This is a genomic window from Streptomyces sp. NPDC094448, from assembly GCF_044763775.1.
In the GTDB taxonomy this organism is placed as follows: Bacteria; Actinomycetota; Actinomycetes; order Streptomycetales; family Streptomycetaceae; genus Streptomyces.
In genome coordinates this window covers 70,410-96,634 of sequence record NZ_JBIWGU010000009.1, presented here as the reverse complement: position 1 = coordinate 96,634, position 26,225 = coordinate 70,410, and the positions used below count along the sequence as shown (strand labels likewise).

Sequence of the window (26,225 nt, the reverse complement as noted above, 5' to 3'; positions counted from 1 at the left end):
CATGCGTACGCTCAAGAGAGTCGTCGCGGCCGCCACCGTCGCCCTCGCCGCCCTCAGCCTCCAGCCCGCGTCCGCCTTCGCCGCGCCCCCGCCCGTCGTCGGCGGCGTCCGGGCCGCCCAGGGCGAGTTCCCCTTCATGGTCCGGCTCTCCATGGGCTGCGGCGGCTCCCTGATCACCCAGCAGATCGTGCTGACCGCCGCGCACTGCGTCGGCGCCACCGGGAACAACACCAGCATCACCGCCACCGCGGGTGTCGTGGACCTCCAGAGCACCAGTGCGGTGAAGGTCCGCTCGACCAAGATCTACCGGGCCCCCGGCTACAACGGCACGGGCAAGGACTGGGCCCTGGTCAAACTCGCCCAGCCGATCAACCTGCCCCTCCTGAAGATCGCCGAGACCAACGCGTACAACAGCGGCACCTTCCAGGTCGCCGGCTGGGGCGCGGCCCGCGAGGGCGGCGCGCAGCAGCGCTATCTGCTCAAGGCCCAGGTCCCGTTCGTCTCCGACGCCTCGTGCCGCCAGGCCTACCCCGGCCTCGTGGACTCCGAGGAGATCTGCGCCGGGCTGCCCCAGGGCGGCGTCGACACCTGCCAGGGCGACTCCGGCGGCCCCATGTTCCGCCGGGACAACGCCAACGAGTGGGTCCAGGTCGGCATTGTGAGCTGGGGCGAGGGCTGCGCCCGCCCGGGTCTGCCGGGGGTCTACGCGGAGGTGTCGACCTTCGCCGCCCAGATCAAGGCCGCGGCGGCGACGCTGTAGCGAACCGGGGTACGGCTGCGGGGCGGGCGGCGACCTTCCGGGGTCCTGCCCGCCCCTTCCGTATCTCCCGTCCCCGCCCCTTCCGCTCTCCCGTCCCCGCCCGGCCGCGCCGTCCGCGCCCTCGTGGCGGCCGGACCGCCGCCCCCGGCGGCCCGGCGGCTGTCCCGTCCGCACCCTGAACACCCCGGTCGGCCCCGGTCCGGCCCCGCGTAAGCTCGACGACCATGACCACCAGCGACATCGACGAGAACGTCCGGGCCGAACTGGACCGCCTGCGGGGGAGCATCGACAATATCGACGCGGCCGTGGTCCATATGCTCGCCGAACGCTTCAAATGCACTCAGCAGGTCGGCCATCTCAAGGCCCGCCACCAGTTGCCCCCGGCCGACCCGGACCGTGAGGCCCGCCAGATTCAGCGCCTGCGCGAACTGGCCGAATCGGCGAAGCTGGACCCGGCCTTCGCCGAGAAACTGCTGAACTTTATTATCGCCGAGGTCATCCGCCACCACGAACAGATCGCGGGAGATTCCCCGGCCGACGGCACCGCCGGCGAGTGACGATTCCCAGGAAAACCAGGCCGCCCCGGACCGGTATCGCGCGTATTTCCTTTTCCGTCGATTTCCGGTGATCGTGAAGGGGCCCCGGACCGCCGCGGCCCGGGGTCTTGGTGCGGGCGGCCTCGCGGGAGGACGCCGTACCCGGGGCTCAGTGGTTGACGAAGCCCCAGTAGCTGCCGTTGTAGTAGGTGCAGTAGCCCCGGGTCGCCGGAGTGACTTCGATATTGCGGGCGACCCCCTGGAGGCACTCCGCGTTCGACGGGTACGACGACAGACAGCGGAAGCCCGGCGCCGCCGCGGGTGCCCCGTTCGGACAGGACAGGATCCCCGCATCCGGGACCGCCGCCGGGGCCGTCTGTGCCACCGGGGCCGCCCGGACCTGGGATGCCTGCGCCGGAACGGCCAGCGCGCCGAAGGCGACCAGGGCTCCGACACCTGCGCCTGCGAGCAGCCTGCGAACAACCATGCTGATTCTCCTTTTCGGGGACGGGTGCAATCCGTCGTCACTGTCGATCGGTGCCGGGCTTTCCCGGCCGGCGATGACCTACCCGAGGCGCCGGCGCTTCAGGCTTATCCCCTTCTTCCGAGTTCCCGATCGGCTTCCGAGTTCCTGGCCGGAACGCTCGGCGACGCTCCTCGCCGATGAATACGGCCGCTCATCCATTACGGCGGGATAAGCCGGGTAATGCAGCCCTTCGCCCGACGGCAAACGACGATTTCACGCCACAGAGCCCCGCGGGGGGTCGCGGAGTCGCACGGCTCCGGTCGCACCGCACCGCGGCGGACCGCGCGGGCGGGCGCACCCGGAGCGCGCTCCCGGGCCCGTGCGCTCAGAGCGCAACACCCACCCCGTGTGCGAACCGCCCCCCATCAGGCAGCATGGCCTCCATGCCCGTACTGACGCGTGACGAAGCCCGGAACCGAGCCCGCCTCCTCGATGTCCACCACTACACGATCGGTCTCGACCTGACCGCGCGTGCCGCCGCACCCGGCACCGGACAGGAGCCGGGAACGGGCGGCGGAGGCACGGCGGGCGCCGCGGAGGAGGAACTCTTCGGGTCGCGGACCGTCATACGGTTCACCGCACGGACCGCCGGGGACACCTTCGTCGAACTCAAGCCGGCCGCCCTGCGCTCCATCACCCTCGACGGCGAGCCGCTCGACCCGACGGCCCTCGACGGCAACCGCTATCCGCTGCCCGGACTCGCCGCCGGAGAACACGAGCTGGCCGTCGAGGCCGATATGCGCTACTCCCGCACCGGCGAGGGCATGCACCGCTTCACCGACCCCGGCGACGGCGAGACGTACGTCTACACCCAGCTCTTCCTGGACGACGTCCAGCGCGTCTTCGCCGCCTTCGACCAGCCCGACCTCAAGGCCGTGTTCGAGGTGACCGTCACCGCCCCCGAACGCTGGACCGTCCTCGGCAACGGCGTCGCCACCCACCGGGGCGACGGCGTCTGGACCTGCACCCCCACCCCGCCGATCTCCACCTACCTCGTCGCCGTCGCCGCCGGGCCCTGGCATTCGGTACGCACCGAGCACGCCGGTCTCCCCTTCGGCCTGCACTGCCGCCGCTCCCTCGCCGAGCACCTCGACACCGACACCGACGAACTCTTCGAGATCACGCGCCAGTGCTACGACCGCTACCACGAGAAGTTCGAGGAGCCGTACCCCTTCGACTCGTACGACCAGGCCTTCGTCCCCGAGTTCAACGCGGGCGCGATGGAGAACCCCGGTCTGGTCACCTTCCGCGACGAGTTCGTCTTCCGCTCCGCCGTCACCGACACCGAGCGGCAGACCCGGGCCATGGTCGTCGCCCATGAGATGGCGCATATGTGGTTCGGCGACCTGGTGACGCTCACCTGGTGGGACGATATCTGGCTCAACGAGTCCTTCGCCGAGTACATGGGCTACCAGACCCTCACCGAGGCCACCCGCTTCACCGACACCTGGACCGACTTCGCGGCCAACCGCAAGCGCTGGGGGTACGAGGCCGACCAGCGGCCCACCACCCACCCTGTCGCTCCCGACGCCGAGGCCGTTCCCGACACCGCGTCCGCGCTGCTCAACTTCGACGGCATCTCCTACGCCAAGGGCGCCTCCGCCCTGCGCCAGCTCGTGGCGTGGATGGGCGAGAAGGACTTCCTCGCCGGGATCAACCTCCACTTCGCCCGGCACCGCTTCGGCAATGCCACCCTCGCGGACTTCATCGACTCCCTCGCCCGCGCCACCGAGCGCGATATCCACGCCTGGGCCGAGTCCTGGCTGCGCACCAGCGGCGTCGACACGCTGCGGCCCGCCGTCACCGACGAGGGCGGCAGCTGGAGCCTGGGCATCACCCGCGACGGCAGCCGCCCCCACCGCGTCACGGTCGCCGCGTACGACACCGACCCCGTCGACCCGGCCCGGCTCGTCCTCCGCGACCGCTTCGACACCGACGTCCCCGCGGGCGAAACCCCCGAGGGGCCCAGGACCGGCCGCCGGCCCTCCCTCGTCGTCCTCAACGAGAACGACACCACCTACGCCAAGATCCGCTTCGACTCCGTCTCCTGGGAGACCGTCCGGACCTCGCTGTCCTGTCTGCCCTCCCCGCTGACCCGCGCCGTCGTCTGGAACGCGGCCCGCGATCTGGTCCGGGACGGTGAGCTGGCGCCCGCCGCCTATCTGGAGACCGCCCGCGCCCATCTGCCGCGCGAGACCGACCTCGCCGTCGTCCAGGGCGTCCTCGGCTTCTGCCGTACGGAGATCGCCGACCGGCTGCTGCCCGACGCCGAACGGCCGGCGGCGCTCGCCACGATCCGCGCGGTCTGCCGCGATATCCTCCGCCGCACCGAGGACGGCAGCGCCGCGGGACTGCGCCTGATCGCCGTCCGGCAGATCATCGACGCCACCTCTCAGCCCGAGACCATCCGGGAGTGGCTGAGCGACGGCTCCGTCACCGGCGGCCCCGAACTGGACCCCGAACTGCGGTGGCGGATCCTGCACCGGCTCGCCGTACTCGGCGCCGTCGACGATACGGCGATCGCGGCCGAGCTGGCCGCCGACCCCAGCGCCACCGGCCAGGAGGGTGCCGCCCGCTGCCGGGCCGCCCTGCCGGCCGCCGAGGCCAAGGCCGCCGCCTGGGACCTCCTCTTCGGCTCCGACACCCTCTCGAACTACCTGTTCACGGCGGTTGCCCAGGGCTTCTGGCACCCGGAGCAGGACACGCTGGTACGGGAGTACGTCCCCCGCTTCTTCACCGATGTGATCGGGCTGGCCGCCCGCCGCGGCCCCGCCCTGGCCGCCGCGGCCGGACGCTACGCCTTCCCCGCCTACGCCGTCTCCGGGGAGACCGTCGCCCTCGGCGAGACCGCGCTCGCCGACCCGGAGGTGACCCCGGCACTCCGCCGCGGCCTCGCCGACCGGCTCGACGACCTCGGCCGCGCGCTGACGGTCCGCACCGCCACGGAGGCACCCACGGTCTGACCGGGTGCCGGAGGAGGAGCGGACCGGCACCGGGGGGCCGGTCCTGGTGCACCGGGAGCCACCGGATGGCCCCCGAGCCGGGGTCCGCCCCTCGGGCCGGGTCGCTCTCCGGGCCGCGATCCGGCCCTGGGCCGGATGGCCCCCGGGCAGTGGTCCCTGCCCGGGGCCGACCCGTGCGGCCCCGCAGATCGCGCTCCGTCCCCGGGCCGGGATCCCCCCGGGCCGCGGTCCGATACCGGCCGGGCGTCCCCGGGCCGCGGTTCCGTGCACCACCCCCGCACTGCGCCGCAAGGCGCCGCCGTGCGCCCCGGCAACCACTCGGCCTCCCCGTCGTTGAACACGGCGGTGCCCCCGGCCCGGGGGCACCGCCGACGGGCCCGAGGAGCCGCGCCACGGCCGTGCCACGCACCGGAGCGGCCGGACACGCCGGGGGTACGGCCCCGGCCCAGGCCCCTTCCTCGACCTCCGCGGCACCTCCGCGCGACCGGACCGCACCGATCGCCCTCGTGGAAGGCAGCCCCGATGACCGGCACGCCCGCCCCCGACCAGCACCGCGCCCTCGACCTCGTGGGCATCGGCATCGGCCCCGCCAACCTCTCCCTCGCGGCCCTCGCCGACGGCGTACCCGGCGGCCTGGACACCGCCTTCTACGAGCAGAGACCCCACTTCGGCCGGCCCGGCGGACCGCCCGTCGAGGACGCCGCGCTCCGGGTGCCGTTCCTCGCCGATCTGGTCACCCTCGCCGACCCGGCCAGCCCGTGGAGCTTCCTCCGCTTCCTCCGCTCCCGCGACCGGCTCTTCCCCTTCTGCGCGGCGGAGCGGTTCCGTATCGACCGAGCCGAGTACGACGCCTACTGCCGCTGGGTCGCCGAAGCACTGCCCGGCCTCCACTTCGGCCACCAGGTCGACGGCGTCCGATGGAACCCCGAACAGGAACTGTTCGAGATCGACTTCACCCGGACCGGCGCCGAAGGCGGGACCCGCGCCGAAGGGGAGACCGCCGCCCCCGGCCGTATCCGCGCCCGCTCCGTGGCCGTCGGCATCGGCAGCGAACCGTACGTCCCCGAACCGCTGCGCCCGCTCGCCGACACCCCGACCGTCCCCGTCGTCCACTCCGCGGACTACCTCCGCCACCGCGACACGCTCGTGGCCGCCGGGCACATCACGGTCGTCGGCTCCGGGCAGTCCGGCGCCGAGATCTTCCTCGACCTGCTCAGATCCCGGCCCGAAGGCCGGGAGGGGCTCCACTGGATCACCAGGACCGAGGCCTTCGCACCGAGGGAGCACTCCGGACTCGGCCTGGAAGACCTCACCCCCGACCACACCCGCTACTTCCACGCCCTGCCCGAGGACGTCCGCGACGGGCCGGCACCCCGCCGGCGGCAGCGCCACCAGGGCATCGACCCGGCCACCCTGGCCGCTGTCCACGACGAGCTGTACCGCCGCTCCCTGCCCGGCGGCTGGCCGGACGCCGTACTCACGCCCGGCGTCCGGGTCCGCACCGCGGGCCGGGTCGCCACCACCCGCGTCGAACTCCATCTGGAACATGTCCAGCAGGGCACCCGCTCCCGGCTCACCACCGACGCCGTCGTCCTCGCCACCGGCTACCGGGAGCGGCCCCTCACCCGGGTACTGACCGGGCTCGACCCCTATCTGCGGCGGGACGCCGCGGGCCGGCCCCGGATCGGCGAGGACTTCCGGCTGGTCCTCGACCCGTCGGTGACCGGCACGGTGTTCGTGCAGAGCGCCGACGTCCGCACCCACGGCGCCGGCGTCTCCGGCCCCGGGCTCACCGCCTGGCGCAGCGCGAGCATCCTCAACAGCCTCACCGGCCGCGAGCCCTACCGGCTGCCGCACCGGACCGCGTTCACCGCCTTCGGCCTGGAACGGCCCGATGCGCCCCGGATCCCCGGCCAGGACCGACGGCTGACCCCCCTGGTCCGGACCTGACCCCGTGGGTGTCCGTCCCGCCCGCGGACGGCGGTTCCCCCTGCCGGATGCGAGAGTTGGGGGCACGCCGTCCGGAGCGCGCCCGCGCGCCGTCCCGAAGGAGCCCGCCCGATGACCGAGGTGTCCCCCGTACCGTTCCAGCCGTACGGCACCCCCCAGGCGCCCCGGGTCGCCGTCTGCGGCGAGGCCCGGCTGGAGGTCGACCCCGAGATCGCCCGGATCACCGTCCAGGTCAGGGCCCGCGGCGTCGACCGGCGCGGCGCCCTGGACGATCTGACCCGGCGCAACCAGGCCGCCCTCGACCTGCTGCGGTCCTACGGGGAGGCGGTGGAGAAACTGGAGACCGGGATGCTCTCCATCACCCCCGAGCTGTCCCGGCGCGGCCGGGGCGAGGAGATCAGGACGTACCACGGAGTCGTGCACATCAACGCCGAGGTGGCCGACTTCACCGTCCTCGGCGAGCTGACCGGCCGGCTCGGCGATCTGGAACTGACCGCCGTCAGCGGCCTCTGGTGGGACCTGCGGCCGGATTCCCCCGCGCGCGGCGCGGCCCGCCGGCAGGCGGTCCTGGAGGCGGTCAAACGGGCCCGGGAGTACGCCGAGGCGCTCGGCGCGCGGCCGGTCGCCTTGGTGGAACTGGCCGACGACGGTGTGGCCCCGGTCCATCCGTACGAGGCCTCCATCGCCTCCGCGGGCCGCTCCGGCGGTGCGGGGTACGCGCTTGCCGAGGCCGCCCCCGAACTGGACCTCGAACCCCGTCGCCAGACCGTCCACGCCCAGGTGAACGCCCGGTTCGTGATCACCCCGCCTGCCCTCTGACCTGCCCTCCGGCCGCCCTCCGGCAGGTCCGGGACCCGGCCTCCGGCCGTCCTTCGCAAGCCCCCGCCGGCCGCTCATCGGAGCAGCCCCTCGCACACTTCTCCAGCTGTCAATACCCTTTAACGCAGAAGTTGTTGAGGAGTCATCCGGACGTCCGTCGCTACCCATCGGTACGGCGTAGGGTCGGGCGCATGCGCCGAGCAAAGATCGTTTGTACCCTGGGCCCAGCGACCGATTCCTACGAGGGGATCAAGGCCCTCGTCGAGGCCGGAATGGACGTGGCCCGGCTCAACCTCAGCCACGGTTCGTACGCCGAGCACGAGGAGCGTTACCGCCACGTCCGCAAGGCATCCGACGAGACCGGGCGCAGCGTCGGGATCCTGGCCGACCTCCAGGGGCCGAAGATCCGCCTCGGCCGGTTCCGCGAGGGACCCGTACTGCTCGAACGCGGCGACCTGTTCACCATCACCGTCGAGGAGACCGAGGGCGACCGCCACCTCTGCGGCACCACCTACTCCGGACTGGCCGGTGATGTCACCCCCGGCGAGCGCATCCTCGTCGACGACGGCAAGGTCGCCCTGGAGGTCACCTCCGTGGACGGCCCCCGGGTCCGCACGACCGTTGTCGAGGGCGGCATGGTCTCCGACAACAAGGGGCTCAACCTCCCCGGGGTCGCGGTCTCCGTGCCCGCGCTCTCCGGGAAGGACATCGACGATCTGCGCTGGGCGCTGCGCACCGGAGCCGATGTGATCGCCCTGTCGTTCGTCCGCAGCGGCCGGGACATCGAGGACGTCCACCGCATCATGGACGAGGAGGGCCGCCGCCTTCCGGTGATCGCCAAGATCGAGAAGCCGCAGGCGGTCGAGAACATCGAGGAGATCGTGGCCGCCTTCGACGGCATCATGGTGGCCCGCGGCGACCTCGGCGTGGAAATGCCCCTGGAGCAGGTCCCGATGGTCCAGAAGCGGGCGGTCAAACTGGCGAAGCGGAACGCCAAGCCGGTGATCGTCGCCACCCAGATGCTGGACTCCATGATCGACAATTCCCGGCCCACCCGGGCCGAGGCCTCCGACGTGGCCAATGCCGTCATCGACGGCACGGACGCCGTGATGCTCTCCGGTGAGACCAGCGTCGGCAAGTACGCGGTGGAGACGGTCCGTACGATGAGCCGTATCGTCGCGGCGGCCGAGGAGGACGTCCTCGCCCAGGGGCTGCCCCCGCTGACCGAGCGGAACAAGCCCCGGACCCAGGGCGGTGCGGTGGCCCGGGCGGCGGCCGAGATGGGCGACTTCCTCGGAGCGAAGTTCCTGGTCGCGTTCACCCAGTCCGGAGACACCGCCCGGCGGCTGTCCCGCTACCGCTCGCCGATCCCGCTGCTCGCCTTCACCCCCGATCCGGCGACCCGTTCCCAGCTCAACCTGACCTGGGGCGTGGAGACTTTCCTCGGGCCGCAGGTCGACTCCACCGATGCGATGGTGGCCCAGGTCGACGAGGAGCTGCTGAAGATCGGCCGCTGCCGGCCCGGCGACACCGTGGTGATCACGGCGGGGTCGCCGCCCGGGGTGTCCGGCTCCACCAATCTGGTCCGGGTCCATCGCATCGGTGACTCCGAGACCGTCTGACCTGCCGGGAGGCGCCCCGCCGGGCCTCCCGAGAACTGCGTCGGGCCCCTCCGCAGAGGGGCCCGATACGTGACCTTGGAATCGAAGCTAAAGTACCCCGGGTGGGATTCGAACCCACGCTGGATGGTGTTTGAGACCATTGCCTCTACCGCTGGGCTACCGGGGCATCCTTGGAAACAAAGGGAAGCTAGCCCCCTTCGTGCCCCAACCATACAGGAGCTGGGTAGTCTCGTGGGGAGTAGCCTGCCTTGGAATGAGGAGTCCCGTGACCGCCCCCGACCAGCCGACCTCCGTCCCCGACGACGACACGTCGCACGTCCCGCCGCAGACCACCCGCGTGGTCATCGCGGAGGACGAGGCCCTCATCCGGCTCGACCTCAAAGAGATGCTGGAGGAGGAGGGCTACACGGTCGTCGGTGAGGCCGGAGACGGCCAGAAGGCCGTCGACCTGGCCCGTGAGCACCGCCCGGACCTCGTCATCCTCGATGTGAAGATGCCCGTCCTCGACGGCATCTCCGCCGCCGAGAAGATCGCCGGCGAATCCATCGCCCCCGTACTGATGCTGACCGCCTTCTCCCAGCGCGAACTGGTCGAACGGGCCCGCGACGCCGGGGCGATGGCCTATCTCGTCAAGCCGTTCAGCAAGAGCGACGTGGTGCCCGCCATCGAGATGGCGGTCTCCCGCTTCGCCGAACTGAAGGCGCTGGAGAAGGAGGTCGCCGACCTCTCCCAGCGGCTGGAGACCCGCAAGCTCGTCGACCGCGCCAAGAGCGTGCTCCAGACCGAGTACGGACTCACCGAGCCCGCCGCCTTCCGCTGGATCCAGAAGACCTCCATGGACCGGCGGCTCTCGATGCAGCAGGTCGCGGAGGCGGTCATCGCGGACTCCGAGGAGAAGAAGGCCGCGAAGGGGCAGTAGCGGGGGTACGGTTCCGGCGCCCCCGCCCGGCACCGGCCGGCCTGCCGGACGGCGATGGGCCCGCATCCCCCCTCGGGGACGCGGGCCCGTCGCCGTATCACGGCCCGGTCGCCTCCGGGGCGCGCCGCGCCCCTTCGGCTCCACCGCCGATCCGTACCGCCTGCGGCGATCAGTCCTCGCCGAGATACGCCTTGCGGACCGACTCGTCGTGCAGCAACTGCTCGCCGGAGCCCGACAGCACCACCTTGCCGACCTCCATCACATGACCGCGGTCGGCCAGCGAGAGCGCCGCCTGGGCGTTCTGTTCGACCAGCAGGATCGTGGTGCCCTGCGACCGCAGTTCGGTGATCGTCGACATGATCTTCTGCATCATGATCGGCGACAGCCCCATGGAGGGCTCGTCGAGCATCAGCAGCTTCGGCCGCGACATCAGCGCCCGGCCCATGGCGAGCATCTGCTGCTCACCGCCGGAGAGGGTGCCCGCGGCCTGCTTGCTCCGCTCCCGCAGGATCGGGAACAGCTCGTAGGCCCGCTCGATGTCCTGGGCGATGCCCGCCTTGTCCGACCGGAGGAACGCTCCGAGCTGGAGGTTCTCCGCGATCGACAGCCGCGGGAAGATATGCCGCCCCTCGGGGGAGTGGGCCAGTCCCAGCGCCACGATCTTATGGGCCGGGATACCGTCGAGCGGTTTGCCGTCGAAGACGATCCGGCCGCCGGCCGGTTTCAGCAGCCCCGACAGGGTGCGCAGGGTCGTGGTCTTCCCCGCGCCGTTGGTCCCGATCAGGGTGACGACCTGACCGGCCTCGACGCTGAAGGAGATGCCCTTCACGGCCTCGATCTTGCCGTAGGCGACCCGGAGGTCCTCGACCTCAAGCAGTGCGGTCACGGGGTCTCCTTGTCCGGGCCGGTGGTACGGGTGGTGCTCTGGTGGCCCTCGGGTACGGCGTCGGCCGGGGCGCTCGCGGCGGCCTCGGCCTCCGCCGCCTCCACTTCGGCCACCTCCTCGGCACCGGGCGCGCCCTCGAAGGGCGTCCCCAGATAGGCGGCGACCACCCGGTCGTCGCCCTGGACGACCTCCGGCGACCCCTCCACGAGCTTCTCGCCCTGGACCAGACAGGCCACGCGGTCGCAGAGGTTGAAGATGAACCGCATATCGTGCTCGATCACGAGCACCGCGATCCCCTGGTCCCGGATGGCGAAGATCAGATCCTCGGCCGCCCGGGTCTCCTGCGGGTTCATGCCCGCGGTCGGCTCGTCGAGCAGCAGCAGCCCGGGATCGCTCGCCAGCGCGCGGGCGATCTCCAGCTTGCGCTGCTCACCGTAGGGGAGGTTGCGGGCCAGATGGTCGGCCTTCGCCGCCAGACCGGTGAACTCCAGCAGCTCCATGGCCCGGTCACGGGACTCGGCCTCGGCCCGCTTGAAACCGGGTCCGCGCAGCAGCGCGGACCACAGGCCCTCCTTGGTCCGGGTGTGCCGGCCGACGAGGACGTTCTCCAGAACGGTCATATTGGAGAAGAGCCGGATGTTCTGGAAGGTCCGGGCCACTCCCGCCTGGGTGACCAGATGCGGTTTGGGCGGCAGGACGGTGCCCTTGTAGCTCACCCGTCCCTCGGTAGGGACGTACAGCCCCGTCAGACAGTTGAAGAAGGTCGTCTTCCCGGCGCCGTTGGGGCCGATCAGCCCGACGATCTCGCCCGAGTTGACGGTGAGGTCGACCGAGCGCACGGCGGTCAGTCCGCCGAAGCGCATGGTGACACCGCTGGCGTCGAGCACGGTCTCGGCCGTGGTCGTGGTGGTGGTCGTCATGACGGTCACGCCCCCGCCTTGCTGAGGCCGACACCCGGGCCGGAGCCGGTCTGGTCGGCCGGGTCGTCGTCGTCCTCGTGGTACTCCAGCTGGGCCCGCCGGTTGGCGATCAGGCCCTCCGGCCGGAAGCGCATCAGCAGGATCAGCGCGATACCGAAGCCGAGGAGCTGGTAGTCGGCGAGGAAGTCGAGCTTCGCCGGGATCATGTACAGCAGCGCGGCGCCCAGGAGCGGACCGCTGACCGTGCCCATACCGCCGAGGATCACCGCGGCCAGCAGGAACGCCGAGTTCGGCGGGACCGGCCCGGCGAACTGGTACATCTCCGGGACGACGGTGTGCTGCACATGGGCCTGGACGGTACCGGCCAGACCGGCGAGGAAGGCGCCGAGCGCGAAGGCGATCAGCTTGACCCGGAAGCCGTTGATGCCCATGGCCGTCGCCGCGGTCTCGTCCTCGCGGATGGCGACCCAGGCACGGCCCATCCGGGAGTCCTCGGCCCGTTTGAACACCATCACCACGACCACGGTGACCAGCAGCATCAGCAGGTAGTAGTTGGCGTAGGAGCCCAGCTCGAAGCCGAGGACGGTGTGCGGCTCGCCGAAGTTGAACCCGAAGAACTCCAGATCGGGGATGTTCGGGATGCCGTTGGGGCCGTTGGTGATGTCGGGGCCCGAGTCGCCGTCGAGGTTGAGCATGGCGATCCGGAAGATCTCGCCGAAGCCCAGGGTCACGATGGCGAGGTAGTCGCCGCGCAGCCGCAGGGTGGGGGCGCCGATGATGACACCGAAGACCAGCGAGACCACACCGCCGGTGATGACGGCGGCCCAGAACGGGAAGTGGATGTCGAAGGCCGAGGCCGTGGAGCCGGAGACCAGGGCCGCGGTGTAGGCGCCGACGCCGAGGAAGGCGACGTAGCCCAGGTCGAGCAGACCGGCCAGACCGACGACGATGTTCAGACCCAGGGCCACCGTCGCGAAGATCAGGATGTTGACCGCGATCAGGGTGTACGTGTCGGTGTTCTGGGTGAAGGGGAACGCGGCCGCGGCGGCGAACGCCGAGATCACCGTGATCTGGCGGTAGCGGGCCGTCAGTGCCGACAGCCGGGCCAGCAGACCGGACCGGTTCAGACCGGCCATGGCGAAGCCGACGATGATCAGATAGCCGGTGAACAGCTCGGCGTACTCGGTGTCGATGCCGTACGTGATCACGTACAGGCCCAGCGCGAAGACGCCCACGATGATCAGGATCTCGGCCCAGGAGGGCAGTTCCCGGGGGCGTGCGACCTGGCGGGTGTCGTCCGGGAGCGCGAAGGCGGCCAGCGGTACGGCGGAGACGACCAGCGCCACGTAGCCGCCGGGCTCCACATTGACCAGTCCGCCGAGCTTGTAGGCGATGGCGACGATGGTGTAAGCGGTGGTGCCGAAGGCGCCGAGGGCGAGCATGCGCAGGGCCCGGGCCGAACCGGCGGGCACCAGCCAGCGCAGGCCCTTCACGCCCAGACCGGCCAGCGCGAACACGGTGACCAGGAGACCGGCGACGAGGCTGAGGATCTGCAGGCCGCCGGGGTAGCCGTAGACCGTCAGATCGCCGGGGAACTCGTCGGTGTAGGTCCAGGCCAGCAGGGTGCTGATGACGGTGGCGACACCGCCGGCCGCCACGACCGTCCGGAGCATCCGGGCGCGGGACTCGGCGTCGGTGGGCGCCGTGGAGTCGGTGGTGGGGGAGGTCTGTGTGGTCATCGCACTCACGCCCGATCCGCGACGCGCTCACCGAGCAGACCCTGGGGCCGCACGAGGAGGACAAGGATGAGAAGGACGAAGGCCCAGACGTTGGCCCAGGCGCCGCCGCCGAGCTGCTGCATCCCGGGGATCTCGGCGACGTACGCGATGGACAGTGCCTCCGCGACACCGAGGACGACCCCGCCGACCATGGCCCCGTAGATATTGCCGATACCGCCGAGTACGGCGGCCGTGAAGGCCTTCAGCCCGAGGATGAAGCCCATCTCGAACTGGATCTGGCCCTTGTCGAGCCCGTAGGCGACGGCCGCGATCGCGGCGAAGCCCGCACCGATGGCGAAGGCCATCACGATGATCCGGTCGGTGTTGATGCCCATCAGCTTGGCCGTGTCCGGGTCCTGCGCGGTGGCCTGCATGGCGCGGCCGCTGCGGCTCTTGGAGACGAACAGTCCGAGCGCGAGCATGCAGAGCGGGGCGAGGACCAGCACGAAGAGGTCCGCCCGCTGAAGGTGCAGATTCTCGGTGATCTCGAAGGACTTGCCCGCGAACTCGGGGAAGCTGCGGGCCTTCTTGGCGTCCGGGTACCAGGCCCAGACGATCTGCTGGAGGGCGATGGACAGACCGATCGCGGTGATCAGCGGGGCCAGCCTGGGGGCACCTCGGAGAGGCCGATAGGCGAACCGTTCCGCCGCGGTCGCGACGGCGACCGCCGTGATGGCTCCACCGATGATCATCACCGGGATCGCGACGATCAGCGAACTCCCGTCGGGGAGGATCAGATAGGCGGTGAGGGCGCCGAAGCCCCCGATCATAAAGATCTCGCCGTGGGCGAAGTTGATGAGCTGGACGATGCCGTAGACCATGGTGTACCCGATGGCTATGAGGCCGTAGAGGGCACCGAGGGCAAGGCCGTTCGCCAGCTGTTGCGGCAGTTCGTTCACCGCAGAGCCTCCGATGAGCGTGTCGGATATGACTCCGCGCGAGGGCGCTGTTTGCACCCTCGCGCGGCTGGGGTCAGATGCTGGGGGCCGGTCGGCTCAGTCCTGGAGAGTGGCGTTCTTGATGGACTTCCACTCGCCGTTCTCCACCCGGTACACGGTGAGCTGCTTGTTCGTGGTGTCACCGAACTCGTCGAAGGAGACCTTGCCGGTCACTCCGTCGAAGGAGACCTTGGAGAGCGCCTCGGTCACCTTGGCGCGGGCGTCGCCCGGGACCTTGTTGTCGTTCTCCGCGACGACTGCCTTCACTGCCTGGATGATGGCCCAGGCGGCGTCGTAGGAGTAGCCGCCGTAGGCCGCGTACGGGTCCTTGTAGCCGCCCGCCTTGTAGTCGTCGATGAACTTCTTCGCGGTCGGCAGCATCTCGATCGGGTAGCCGACGGAGGTGGCCAGGTCGCCGTCGTTCGACTGGCCGGAGGCCTTGATGTACGCCGGGTCGTAGAGCGCGTCGCCGCCCATGGTCGGGACGTTCGCGCCGGCCTTCTTGATCTGGTCGGCCAGCAGACCGCCCTCGGGGTACTGACCGCCGAAGAAGACCGAGTCGGCGCCCGAGGCCTTGATCTTGTCGGCGGCGGGGGAGAAGTCGGTCTCCTTGACCGTGACCTTGTCGGTGCCCACCACGGTGCCGCCGAGCTTCTTGAACTCGTCCGCGAAGATCGCGGCGAGGCCGGCGCCGTAGGTCTGCTTGTCGTCGACGACGAAGACCTTCTTCTTCTTCGCCTCGTTGAACAGGTACTGGGCGGCGAACTTGCCCTGGATGACGTCCGTGGTGGCGGTACGGAAGTAGGTCTTGAACGGACGCTTCTTGTCGCCGGAGCCCCAGTTGTCGCCCTGGGACAGGGCCGGGTTGGTGTTGGCGGGCGAGATCTGCGCCAGGTTGGCCTTGGCGAAGTCACCCTGCATCGACTGGGCGACGCCCGAGTTCAGCGGGCCGACGACCCCGAGGACGTCCTTGTTGGCGACCAGCTTGATCGCGTTCTGCTGGCCGGAGGCCGGCAGCGCCTGGTCGTCGTAGGACTCGACCTTGAACTCGACGCCCGGGACGACGTTCTCCTTGTTCGCGGTCTTGGCCGCGAGGTCCACGGAGTTCTTGATGCCCTGGCCGAGCGCGGAGAGCGAGCCGGTCAGCGGGGCGTCGATGCCGATGACCACGGTGGTCTTGCCACCGCCGCTGTCGCTGCCCTTCTTGTCGTCATCGCGCGATCCGCAGGCGGTGAGGGTGAGTGCTCCCGTCGTGACCACGGCGGTAAGTATGAGCAAGGAACGGTTTCGCACGATATGTCCTCTCCCTGGCACGGCCCTCCCCCTAGAGGTGCCGTTTGGTCGCCGGGCCGAACGGGAATGCGCGGTGCTGATATGCGCCCGGCGGCGCGGTAACTGGCCGTGACTCTAAGGGGAGGGGGTTGGGCAGGGCACTAGGGAAGTCAGGATGTGACGTTCTTGTTATCGAGGTCGAATATCGGTGTGCCCGAATGGGGGCCCGCTGAGGTGTTCCTGCCCGGTCGTCGGTGACCACATGGTGAGAACGCCCTGTTCCGCTAAGGCCCTTGAGGCAATCTTGGTCCTGTCAGGCCCACTATCACGTCTTTCCGGGTCCGCTGACCGTCCGATAGTCGGTGAGGGGCGGAAGGGCGCTTTTCGGACGCCAAGGTCGATTACTGAGAGTGAAAATTTCCGCGTCGGCGTGATCTCTTATATGGCATATGCATCCACCCTGGGGCGGGAGGCGGTGTGAACGCCGCGACGGGATAAGGGTGTTCGAGAGGGCTCCCGTGGCGGTCCGTCAGCCGGCCTCCGGGGTGCGGCGATCGACCCGCGTAGACGCATCGCGACTGGTGAGATGTCCCTGTCATGACCGGGGTGGCGCCGATCCGTGCCGCCACCGCCCGCCCGCCCGGCGCCTCGTGGATGACGATCGGCCGGCCGCCGGAGGCGTCCCGGGTGACACCGGTGTGACGTCTGTATTTCGGGCGTCCGCGGGGCGGCGGAGGCCGCAGCCTTCGAAGATCACGCAGAGTGCGGTTGCCGCCACGGCCGCGGGGCGGCGATGGCGCCCGCGCGGGCCGCGAAGGGCGGGGGAAGGGGAGGCCGCCGGGGTGTCCGGGGGCCGGTGCCCCGCGGGAAGCCGGGCCGGGTGCCGGACCGGGCGGCGCACATCGGAAAACGCCGCAAAAAGGATAAAGCGCAGGGGGTGGGGCGCCCCGGAGGCCGTCCGGCGCGCCCCGGTGGACGACGGTCAGGCGGTACGGCCCCGGTCCGGGACCCGGTCGGCGTCCGCGGGGACGGCGTCCCGCAGCATGCACGTCAGCCGGGCCGTGCAGACCCGCTTCCCCTGCTCGTCGGTGATCACGATCTCGTACGTCGCCGTCGACCTGCCCCGGTGGACGGCCGTCGCGACCCCGGTGACCAGCCCGGAACGGACCCCGCGGTGGTGGGTGCAGTTGAGGTCCACCCCGACCGCGATCCGGTCGCTGCGGCCGTGGAGCATGGCGCCGACCGAACCGAGCGTCTCCGCCAGCACCGCGGACGCCCCGCCGTGCAGCAGCCCGTACGGCTGGGTGTTGCCCTCCACCGGCATCGTTCCCACGACCCGCTCCGCCGAGGCCTCCAGGATCCGTACGCCCATCCGGTCGCCCAGCTGCCCCGCCGAGAACAGGGCGGGCAGGTCCACCCCCAGCGCCGCGTACTCGTCGACGATGTCCTGCGGGAACTGCGCGGTGTGGTGCTCGCCCATGGGTCCGGCTCCGATCTCGGTCGTTCCAGTGCGTTGGCTGCTGCAGGCACCGTCATATCAGATGCCTGAGCGGGCGCTTAGCAGGTCCGGCGTGCCGTTGACCACACCCCGCGGCGCCCGCGGTGGCTCACCCGTCGTCGCGCGGTTCCAGCCGCACCACGACCGACTTCGACGCGGGCGTATTGCTGGTGTCCGCCGTCGAGTCCAGGGGCACCAGGACGTTCGTCTCCGGGTAGTACGCGGCCGCGCAGCCCCGGGCGGTCGGATAGTGCACCACCCGGAAACCCGGGGCCCGGCGCTCCACTCCGTCCCGCCACTCGCCCACCAGATCCACGTACGCCCCGTCCGCGAGACCCAGCCGGCCGGCGTCCTCCGGATGCACCAGCACGACCCGGCGCCCGCCCCGCACCCCGCGGTAGCGGTCGTCCAGTCCGTACACCGTGGTGTTGTACTGGTCGTGGGAGCGCAGGGTCTGGAGCAGCAGCCGCCCCTCCGGTACCCGCGGATACTCGACGGGAGCGGCCGTGAAGTTGGCCCGGCCCGTGGCCGTCGGGAAGCGGCGCTCGTCGCGGGGCGCGTGCGGCAGGGTGAAACCACCCGGCCGGGCCACCCTCGTATTGAAGTCCTCGAACCCGGGGACCACCCGCGCGATACGGTCGCGGATCGCGCCGTAATCCCGCTCGAACCCCTCCCACGGCGTCCGCGATCCACTGCCGAGGACCGCCCGCGCCAGCCGGGCCACGATCGCCGGCTCCGACAGCAGCGACGGGCTCGCGGGCGGCAGATTGCCCCGCGAGGCGTGCACCATCCCCATCGAGTCCTCCACGGTGACGAACTGCCGTCCGCCGGCCTGCACGTCCCGGTCCGTACGGCCGAGGGTCGGCAGGATCAGCGCCCGCCGGCCGGTGACCACATGGGAGCGGTTGAGCTTGGTGGACACCTGGACCGTCAGCCGGGCGCGGCGCAGCGCCGCCTCGGTCACCGCCGTATCGGGGGAGGCGGCGACGAAGTTGCCGCCCATCGCGAAGAACACCTTCGCGTCCCCGTCCCGCAGCGCCCGGATCGACCGCACCACGTCGAGGCCGTGCTGCCGCGGCGGGGCGAAGCCGAACTCCTTCTCCAGCGCGTCGAGGAACGCGGGCGCGGGCCGTTCGAAGATGCCCATCGTCCGGTCGCCCTGCACATTGGAGTGCCCTCGTACCGGACACACCCCGGCGCCCGGCCTGCCCACCGCACCGCGCAGCAGCAGGAAGTTCACCACTTCGCGGATGGTGGCCACGGCGTGCTTGTGCTGGGTCAGGCCCATCGCCCAGCAGACCACGGTCCGCTCCGACGCCAGCACCAGCTCCAGCGCCCGTTCGATCTCGGCCCGGTCCAGACCGGTCGCGGTGAGGGTCTCGGCCCAGTCCGCCGACCGCGCGGCGGCCGCGAACTCCGCGAAACCGTGGGTGTGGTCACGGACGAACTCCTCGTCCACCGCCCCATCGGTCTCGACGATCAGCCGGTTGAGGAGCCGGAACAGTGCCTGGTCGCCGCCGATGCGGATCTGGAGGAACAGATCGGCCAGCGGGGTGCCCCGCAGGAGGCTCAGGGGGTTCTGGGGGTTCTTGAAGCGCTGGAGACCCGCCTCCGGCAGCGGGTTCACCGAGATGATCCGCGCGCCCGCCGCCTTCGCCTTCTCCAGCGCGCTCAGCATCCGGGGGTGGTTCGTACCGGGGTTCTGTCCGGCGACCACGATCAGATCCGCCCGGTGGAGATCCTCCAGGGAGACGCTGCCCTTGCCGACGCCGAGGGTCTCGGTCAGCGCCGAACCCGACGATTCGTGGCACATGTTCGAGCAGTCGGGCAGATTGTTCGTACCGAACTCCCTGACGAACAGCTGGAACAGGAACGCGGCCTCGTTGCTGGTCCGGCCCGAGGTGTAGAAGACGGCTTCGTCGGGGGAGGAGAGCGCGGCCAGCTCCTCGGCGACGACGGCGAAGGCCTGCTCCCAGCTCACCGGCGTGTAGTGGCCGGCGCCCTCGGCGAGGTACATCGGTTCGGTGATCCGGCCCTGCTGCCCCAGCCAGTAGCCGCTGCGCCCGGCCAGCTCGGCCACCGGGTGCCGGGCGAAGAACTCCGGCGTCACCCGGCGCAGTGTGGCCTCTTCGGCGACGGCCTTCGCGCCGTTCTCGCAGAACTCCGCGCGGTGCCGCTTGCCGGACTCCTCCGGCCAGGCGCAGCCGGGACAGTCGAAGCCGTCCTTCTGGTTGACCTTGAGCAGGGTCCGCAGGGAGCGGGCCACGCCCATCTGCTCCCCGGCGACCCGCACCGTGTGGGCGACGGCCGGCAGACCTGCCGCGGACCGGCCGGGCGGGCCGGTCACGGGTGCGTCCTGCGCCGGGTCGTCCGCGGGCGGCTTGGTGACCATCGTGCTCCCCTCGGTCGGGGCCGGGCCCTGCCACGGCGGGCTCCGGCGGGGGCCGGAACCCTGCGCCGTCGGACCCCGGGCCGCGGTGCTGCCCCGGTGGGGGTGCCCGGCGTCCGGGTGGTTCCGGTCCGGTGTCATCCTGTCACGGACCGGTGACGGCGCCGCGGCCCGGCCGAGCACGCCGTGGCCGTCATTGTCAGTGGGGCGTGGCAGGATCGTCTCCGTGGCTGAGACGGCATCGAAGAAGACCCCCCGGACCCCCGACGGCGCGCAGGACGGCAGTGCGGGGCGTCCGCGCCTGCTCCTCATGGACGGGCACTCCCTGGCGTACCGGGCGTTCTTCGCGCTGCCCGCGGAGAACTTCACCACCGCGAGCGGCCAGACGACGAACGCCGTCTACGGTTTCGCGTCGATGCTGGCGAACACGCTGCGCGACGAGGCGCCCACGCACTTCGCCGTCGCGTTCGACGTATCCCGCAAGACCTGGCGCTCCGCGGACTTCCCGGAGTACAAGGCGAACCGCTCCTCGACCCCGGACGAGTTCAAGGGCCAGGTCGAGCTGATCGGCGAACTCCTCGACACGATGAACGCGGTCCGGTTCGCCGTCGACGGCTTCGAGGCCGACGACATCATCGCGACCCTCGCCACGCGGGCCGAGGCCGCCGGGTTCGAGGTGCTGATCGTCACCGGCGACCGGGACTCCTTCCAGCTGGTCAGCGAGCACACCACCGTGCTCTACCCCACCAAGGGCGTCTCCGAGCTGACCCGCTTCACCCCCGCGAAGGTCCAGGAGAAGTACGGACTGACCCCGGCGCAGTATCCCGATTTCGCCGCCCTGCGCGGTGACCCGTCGGACAACCTCCCCGGTATCCCGGGTGTCGGTGAGAAGACCGCGACCAAGTGGATCAACCAGTTCGGTTCCTTCGCCGAACTGGTCGAGCGGGCCGACGAGGTCAAGGGCAAGGTCGGCCAGTCCCTGCGGGACCATCTGGAGGCCGTCAAGCTCAACCGGCACCTCACCGAACTGGTCCGGGACGTCGAGCTGCCGAAGGCCGTGGCCGAGCTGGAGCGCGCTCCCTACGACCGTGCGGCGCTCCAGGGCTTCCTCGAAGTCCTGGAGATCCGCAATCCGAGCCTGCGCGAGCGGCTGCTGGCGGTCGACCCGGGTACGGCGGAGGAGGCGGCCCCGGCCCCCGCCGCCGGTGTCGAACTGGACGGTTCCGTCCTCGGCACCGGTGAACTGGCCCCCTGGCTCGCCGCCCACGGCGACCGGCCGCTCGGTATGACCACCGTCGCGAGCTGGTCCCTCGGCACCGGCAGCGTCACCGAGGTCGCCCTGGCCGCCGCCGACGGCAAGGCCGCCTGGTTCGACCCCACCCGTCTCGACGAGGCCGACGAACGCGCCTTCGCCGCATGGGCCGGCGACCCCGCCCGCCCCAAGGTGCTGCACGGAGCCAAGGAGGCCCTGCGGGTCTTCCCCGAGCACGGCTGGCCCCTCGACGGCATCACCATGGACACCGCCCTCGCGGCCTATCTGGTCAAGCCCGGACGCCGCTCCTTCGCCCTCGACGCCCTCTCCGTCGAATACCTCGGACGGGAGCTGGCCCCCGCCGCGGCCGACGGCCAGCTCGCCTTCGGCACCGACGAGCACGCCGAGGCCGACGCCCTGATGGCCCAGGCCCGTGCCGTCCTCGACCTCGGTGACGCCCTGGGCACCCGGCTCACCGAGGTGGGTGCCGCCGACCTGCTCCATGAGATGGAGCTGCCCACCTCCCTCCTCCTGGCCCGGATGGAGCGGTACGGCATCGCCGCCGACCGTGCCCATCTGGAGGCCATGGAGCAGCTGTTCGCCGGTGCTGTCCAGCAGGCGGTCAAGGAGGCGCATGCCGCCGTGGGCCACGAGTTCAACCTCGGCTCGCCCAAGCAGCTCCAGGAGGTCTTCTTCGGCGAGCTGAACCTGCCCAAGACCAAGAAGACCAAGACCGGTTACACCACCGACGCCGACGCGCTGGCCTGGCTCGCCGGGCAGACCGACCACGAACTGCCCGTGATCATGCTCCGGCACCGGGAGCAGGCCAGGCTCCGCTCCACCGTCGAGGGACTGATCAAGACCGTCGCCGCCGACGGCCGGATCCACACCACCTTCAGCCAGACGGTGGCCGCCACGGGCCGGCTCTCCTCCACCGACCCCAACCTCCAGAACGTGCCGGTGCGGACCGACGAGGGCCGGGCCATCCGCCGCGGCTTCGTCGTCGGTGAGGGCTTCGAGTCCCTGATGACCGCCGACTACAGCCAGATCGAACTGCGCGTGATGGCCCATCTCTCGCAGGACGAAGGCCTCATCCGGGCCTTCACCTCCGGCGAGGACCTCCACAACACCGTGGCCTCCCAGGTCTTCGGGGTCGCCACCTCCGAGGTCGACGCCGAGATGCGCCGCAAGATCAAAGCCATGTCCTACGGCCTGGCGTACGGGCTCTCCGCCTTCGGGCTCTCCCAGCAGCTGAACATCGAGGCGGGCGAGGCCCGGGCCCTGATGGACACCTACTTCGAGCGTTTCGGCGGCGTCCGCGACTATCTCCGCCATGTCGTGGACGAGGCCAGGGCCACCGGCTACACGGCCACCATGCTCGGCCGCCGCCGCTATCTGCCCGACCTCACCAGCGACAACCGCCAGCGCCGCGAGGCCGCCGAGCGGATGGCGCTGAACGCCCCCATCCAGGGCACCGCCGCGGACATTGTGAAGATCGCCATGCTCCGGGTGGACTCCGCGCTGCGGGAGGCCGGACTGACGTCCCGTCTGCTGCTCCAGGTCCACGACGAAATCGTGCTGGAGATCTCCCCCGGCGAGCGCGAGGCCGTGGAGGCCCTGGTGCGCCGGGAGATGTCCGGTGCCGCGGAGCTGAGCGCCCCGCTCGACGTCTCCGTGGGCGTGGGCGGCGACTGGGAGTCCGCTGCGCACTGAGCACCCGCCGGAACCCCCGGTCTATCCGGTAGTCGGGTACGACCGGGGCTTTCGCGCCCGGGTGGATGTCCGCCCCCGGGCCGACGGCCGGAGTTCGCCGTACGGGAGCATCATCACCAGGTGGCGAAGTGGTGAAAAACGGTCAAGGCCCGGTACCCCGGGGGCCATGGGTGACGTAGGGTCGGCTGGGTCGACGCGTACGCGGAGCAGGGGGAATCGTCTCGGGGAGGGGACAAGGTATGGCAGCGCACTTCGGCCGCCGACTGCGCAGGGGGGCGACCACCACAGCCGTGGCCGCCGCCGCAGTGGCCGCGCTCTCGGCCTCACAGGCGCCGGGCGTCACGCACACCGTCTCGGGTGACAGCCACGGGGCGCAGGACGATGTGACCGATGAGGCAACCCCGCCGCCCGGCACCCCCGTCACCGGAGACTCTCCTTACTACACCGACCTCCCGCCGCTGAAGTCCCCTACCCCGGCGGGCGCCGCGCCCGGTACGGAAGGCACCCCGGGCGGCATCAGCCCGTCCGGCACCGCCGAGGCGGGCATACCCGCGACCGTCCTCGCCGCCTACAAGCGTGCCGAGCAGACGATCGCCTCCTCGGACCCGGGCTGCAAGGTCCCCTGGCAACTGCTGGCCGCGATCGGCAAGGTGGAGTCGGGCCAGGCCCGCGGCGGCCGGGTCGACGCCAACGGCACCACGCTCTCCCCGATCCGTGGACCGGTCCTCAACGGTGTGGGCTTCGCCAACATCCCCGACACCGACAACGGCGCCTACGACGGCGACACGGTCTACGACCGGGCCGTCGGACCGATGCAGTTCATCCCCTCCACCTGGGCCACCTGGGGCCAGGACGCCAACGGCGACGGCCGCAAGGACCCCAACAACATCTACGACGCGGCCCTCGCCGCGGGCCGCTACCTCTGCGCCAACGACCGGGACCTGACCAAAGCGAACGACCTCGAACGGGCGATCCTGGGCTACAACCGCTCCCGCGCGTATCTGAACACGGTCCTGTCCTGGTTCGAGTACTACAAGAAGGGCACCCACCAGGTCCCCGACGGAAGCGGAGTCCAGCCCGGCTCCGACACTCCGGACAGCGGCAGCACGGGCAGCGGCAGCGGTACGGACGGCGGCACCACCGCGCCGTCCCAGGGCGGCGGAGGCACCGGCGGACCCGCCAAGGAGCCCGCCGAGCCCGGTGGCAAGCAGCCCGGGAAGACCCCGTCGCCCGGACCCGCCCAGCCGCCCGGGAAGCCCAAGCCCCCGACCACCCCGCCGCCGAAGCCCGCCCCGGTCCCCGTCCTGGAGAACGCCGGCACCGGCGCCCTGACCGCCATGGCGGGCCGGGATATGACGGAACGGGTCACCGTCCGGGTGAAGACCGAGGGACGGCCCACCGCCGGGCAGGAGGTCCGCTTCGAGATCTCCGGTACGACGGCGACCGTCTTCGCCGGGGGCAAGCGGAGCGTCGTCCTGCGCACCGCCGCCGACGGCACGGTCACCGCGCCGGTGCTGGAGGCGGGTGACCGCACCGGAACCTTCATCCTGCGCGCCACGACCGTCGCCCCGAAGCCGTCCGCCGTCGGCTTCCGCGGCAAGGTCACGGCGCGATCCGCGGACCGGGTCGTCCGGCTGGACGAGAAGGAGCTGACCGCCGCCCCGGGTACCGCGTTCGCCCACCGGATCGCCGTCGAGGCGACCTACCGCGACACCGTCGCCCCCGGGGTGACCGCCGTCGCCTCCATCCTCACCGAGGACGCCGACGGGGTATTCGTGCCCGCCGAGAAGGGCCCCTACTTCAAGGGCCCCGACGGCACCCGGCTGAACATCCTCGGCGGGCTGACCACGGCCGCCGACGGAACGCTCACCCTCCCCGAGCTGTACGCCGACGATCTGGCCGGCACCTTCCAGCTCAAGCTGGCACTGGTGGGCGGCGCCGTTCTGACGATCGACCTCACGGTCGCCGCGGACCCGGCACCGACGCCCTCCCCGAGCGCCTCCGCCACGGCAACGGCGCCCTGACGCCCGCCACCGGGCACCCTTCGCCCCTTCGCCGGACCCGGCGGAGGGGCGATGCCGTTGCCCGGCTCCGGTCGGGCCGCGGGTTCTCATCTCACGGCCCGATTGCTACGGTGCCCGGACCTGACCTGACGATGTGTCAGGTTCCTGTGATCCGACCACCGGGAGGCCGAGCATGCGCGCCCTCGCCGCCGCCGCCATCGGACTGGCCGCCGCCGTCGCCCTCGTCCTCACCGTCACCGCGATCGGCGCGCCACCGGGGGAGACCTCGCCCCGGCCCCTGCTGACCACCGTTCCCGGCCCCAAGGAATAGGGGGCCGGTCATGCGCCGCCGCGCCGGACTCGTGCTGCTCTCCCTCGCCGTCTTCTTCGCCGCGCTCTGCCCTCTGCTGCGCTTCTACGCCTTCCCCCGGCTCGTCAAGGTCCCCCCGGGCCAGTACCAGGAGATCGTCCTGGAAGCCCGGCCCGCGACCCTGCTGAACTACGGCACCCTCCGGGCCGAACGGGTCGAGAAGATCACCATCGTCCAGACCCTCAAGGGCAATGTGGAGGAGTCCGAGAGGATCGAACGCGACTCCGGCCGCTCCACCGTCGTCTGGGACGCCCTCACCCATGTCCAGGGGCCCGACGGGAAGCTGGTCTCCCAGATCCCCGAACGCTATGTCTTCGACGCCCACAGCCAGGCGCCCGTCCACGCCGGCGGCGAATCCGTCGACGGCGACCCCGTACGGCGGGAGGGCATCGAGTACAAATGGCCCTTCCTCACGGAGAAACGGGACTATCGGTACTTCGACGCACAGACCCGCACCTCCGCCCCTATCCACTACCGGGGCACCCGCACCTTCCGCGGGCTCGACGTCTACTACTTCGAACAGACCGTGCCCTGGACCAAGGTCCCCTTCCCCAAGAAGATGCCCATTCCCGGAGTCGACGCCACGACGCTGGAGAAGCAGACCGGCACCACCCGCTGGTACACCACCAAGCGCATGTTCTGGGTGGACCCCGTCACCGGGGCGCCTGTCAACGGCGAGGAAGTCCACAAGGAGGAGCTGCGCGGCGGGACCCTCCTCGGCGGCCGGGACCGGGTCACCGCCTTCGAAGGCCATGTGAAGATGCGCCCCGACTACCTCGACCACACCGTCGAACTGGTCAGGGACCAGCGGCTGCTCGTCCTGCTGATGACCTCCTACCTGCCCCGGGGCTTTCTCGCCCTGGCGCTGACGCTGCTGGCCCTGGCCTTCCTCCTGGAGGCCCGCGCCCGCCGCCCGGCGGCCCCCACCGGATAACCCCGCCCGTCCCCCCACCGGATGGCTCCCGCCCGACCGCTCCCGCCCGATGCCCCCACCGGCCTCCACCGGATAAGCCCGCCCGCCCCCCAGGGGACTGCCTGCCCGGCGGCTCCCGCCGGATGCCCCCACCGGCCTCCACCGGATGGCCCCGCCCGTCCCCCAGGGGACTGCCCG

Annotated in this window: 19 protein-coding genes and 1 tRNA gene; 11 read left to right on the top strand and 9 right to left on the bottom strand. The window is 71.2% G+C overall.

Translation table 11 applies throughout. From position 1 onward, the window contains the following. Position 1: 1 nt before the first annotated feature. Positions 2 to 760 carry a S1 family peptidase gene (locus ACIQ9E_RS18860; RefSeq protein ID WP_403708364.1) on the top strand — a complete coding sequence of 253 codons (759 nt, stop codon included), beginning with the start codon at positions 2 to 4 and terminating at the stop codon, positions 758 to 760. Between the two features lie 224 nt (positions 761 to 984). Further along, positions 985 to 1,317, top strand: coding sequence for a chorismate mutase (locus tag ACIQ9E_RS18855; RefSeq protein ID WP_403708361.1), 333 nt, complete (start codon positions 985 to 987; stop codon positions 1,315 to 1,317). Between the two features lie 148 nt (positions 1,318 to 1,465). On the opposite strand, the gene ACIQ9E_RS18850 is transcribed toward ACIQ9E_RS18855, so the two are convergent. Next, positions 1,466 to 1,783, bottom strand: a complete 318-nt coding sequence (locus ACIQ9E_RS18850) for a hypothetical protein (protein WP_403708358.1) — start codon at positions 1,781 to 1,783, stop codon at positions 1,466 to 1,468. A gap of 422 nt (positions 1,784 to 2,205) precedes the next feature. Between ACIQ9E_RS18850 and pepN the strand changes: the two genes are divergently transcribed. The 4 genes from pepN (at position 2,206) to pyk (ending at position 9,176) form a co-directional block, all read left to right on the top strand. Next, positions 2,206 to 4,785: an aminopeptidase N gene (pepN, locus tag ACIQ9E_RS18845; protein WP_403708355.1), complete on the top strand. Its 2,580-nt coding sequence runs from the start codon at positions 2,206 to 2,208 to the stop codon at positions 4,783 to 4,785. Between the two features lie 522 nt (positions 4,786 to 5,307). Then, positions 5,308 to 6,735 (top strand): lysine N(6)-hydroxylase/L-ornithine N(5)-oxygenase family protein, encoded by a 1,428-nt coding sequence (locus ACIQ9E_RS18840; RefSeq protein ID WP_403708352.1) that lies wholly within the window; start codon positions 5,308 to 5,310, stop codon positions 6,733 to 6,735. Between the two features lie 111 nt (positions 6,736 to 6,846). Continuing rightward, on the top strand, positions 6,847 to 7,554 hold the full coding sequence (locus ACIQ9E_RS18835) for an SIMPL domain-containing protein (protein ID WP_403708349.1): 708 nt from the start codon (positions 6,847 to 6,849) through the stop codon (positions 7,552 to 7,554). A gap of 191 nt (positions 7,555 to 7,745) precedes the next feature. After that, a complete protein-coding gene (gene pyk / locus ACIQ9E_RS18830; protein WP_403708346.1) occupies positions 7,746 to 9,176 on the top strand; it encodes a pyruvate kinase in 1,431 nt (476 codons plus the stop codon). Positions 9,177 to 9,269: 93 nt separating this feature from the next. Here pyk and ACIQ9E_RS18825 read toward each other — a convergent pair. After that, positions 9,270 to 9,342: transfer RNA gene (locus tag ACIQ9E_RS18825), tRNA-Leu, on the bottom strand. Between the two features lie 99 nt (positions 9,343 to 9,441). Between ACIQ9E_RS18825 and ACIQ9E_RS18820 the strand changes: the two genes are divergently transcribed. Continuing rightward, a complete protein-coding gene (locus ACIQ9E_RS18820) occupies positions 9,442 to 10,095 on the top strand; it encodes an ANTAR domain-containing response regulator (protein WP_403708344.1) in 654 nt (217 codons plus the stop codon). A gap of 169 nt (positions 10,096 to 10,264) precedes the next feature. On the opposite strand, the gene ACIQ9E_RS18815 is transcribed toward ACIQ9E_RS18820, so the two are convergent. The 7 genes from ACIQ9E_RS18815 to ACIQ9E_RS18785 all read right to left on the bottom strand — a co-directional run bounded on the left by ACIQ9E_RS18815 (position 10,265) and on the right by ACIQ9E_RS18785 (position 19,779). Then, positions 10,265 to 10,981: an ABC transporter ATP-binding protein gene (locus tag ACIQ9E_RS18815; RefSeq protein ID WP_006349882.1), complete on the bottom strand. Its 717-nt coding sequence runs from the start codon at positions 10,979 to 10,981 to the stop codon at positions 10,265 to 10,267. Further along, positions 10,978 to 11,901 (bottom strand): ABC transporter ATP-binding protein, encoded by a 924-nt coding sequence (locus tag ACIQ9E_RS18810; RefSeq protein WP_403708820.1) that lies wholly within the window; start codon positions 11,899 to 11,901, stop codon positions 10,978 to 10,980. Before ACIQ9E_RS18810 ends, ACIQ9E_RS18815 begins: the two co-directional genes overlap by 4 nt. A gap of 5 nt (positions 11,902 to 11,906) precedes the next feature. Then, the gene (locus ACIQ9E_RS18805) at positions 11,907 to 13,640 is read right to left on the bottom strand and encodes a branched-chain amino acid ABC transporter permease (protein WP_403708341.1); all 1,734 of its coding nucleotides are present in this window, start codon (positions 13,638 to 13,640) and stop codon (positions 11,907 to 11,909) included. A 5-nt stretch (positions 13,641 to 13,645) separates the two neighbouring features. After that, positions 13,646 to 14,578, bottom strand: coding sequence for a branched-chain amino acid ABC transporter permease (locus ACIQ9E_RS18800; protein ID WP_366260563.1), 933 nt, complete (start codon positions 14,576 to 14,578; stop codon positions 13,646 to 13,648). Between the two features lie 96 nt (positions 14,579 to 14,674). Then, entirely contained in the window at positions 14,675 to 15,910 is a 1,236-nt protein-coding gene (locus ACIQ9E_RS18795; protein ID WP_403708337.1) for an ABC transporter substrate-binding protein, read from the bottom strand. A 961-nt stretch (positions 15,911 to 16,871) separates the two neighbouring features. Then, complete coding sequence (locus ACIQ9E_RS18790) at positions 16,872 to 17,369, bottom strand: PaaI family thioesterase (protein WP_403708334.1); 498 nt, start codon at positions 17,367 to 17,369, stop codon at positions 16,872 to 16,874. Between the two features lie 127 nt (positions 17,370 to 17,496). Further along, positions 17,497 to 19,779: an FdhF/YdeP family oxidoreductase gene (locus tag ACIQ9E_RS18785; protein ID WP_403708331.1), complete on the bottom strand. Its 2,283-nt coding sequence runs from the start codon at positions 19,777 to 19,779 to the stop codon at positions 17,497 to 17,499. Positions 19,780 to 20,002: 223 nt separating this feature from the next. On the opposite strand from ACIQ9E_RS18785, the gene polA reads away from it, so the two are divergent. The 4 genes from polA (at position 20,003) to ACIQ9E_RS18765 (ending at position 26,048) form a co-directional block, all read left to right on the top strand. Beyond that, complete coding sequence (polA, locus tag ACIQ9E_RS18780; protein WP_403708328.1) at positions 20,003 to 22,741, top strand: DNA polymerase I; 2,739 nt, start codon at positions 20,003 to 20,005, stop codon at positions 22,739 to 22,741. Between the two features lie 239 nt (positions 22,742 to 22,980). After that, complete coding sequence (locus tag ACIQ9E_RS18775; RefSeq protein ID WP_403708325.1) at positions 22,981 to 24,765, top strand: lytic transglycosylase domain-containing protein; 1,785 nt, start codon at positions 22,981 to 22,983, stop codon at positions 24,763 to 24,765. 172 nt (positions 24,766 to 24,937) lie between these two features. Continuing rightward, positions 24,938 to 25,075 carry an SPW_0924 family protein gene (locus ACIQ9E_RS18770; protein WP_403708322.1) on the top strand — a complete coding sequence of 46 codons (138 nt, stop codon included), beginning with the start codon at positions 24,938 to 24,940 and terminating at the stop codon, positions 25,073 to 25,075. Positions 25,076 to 25,085: 10 nt separating this feature from the next. After that, positions 25,086 to 26,048 carry a DUF3068 domain-containing protein gene (locus ACIQ9E_RS18765; RefSeq protein WP_403708319.1) on the top strand — a complete coding sequence of 321 codons (963 nt, stop codon included), beginning with the start codon at positions 25,086 to 25,088 and terminating at the stop codon, positions 26,046 to 26,048. Positions 26,049 to 26,225: the final 177 nt, after the last annotated feature.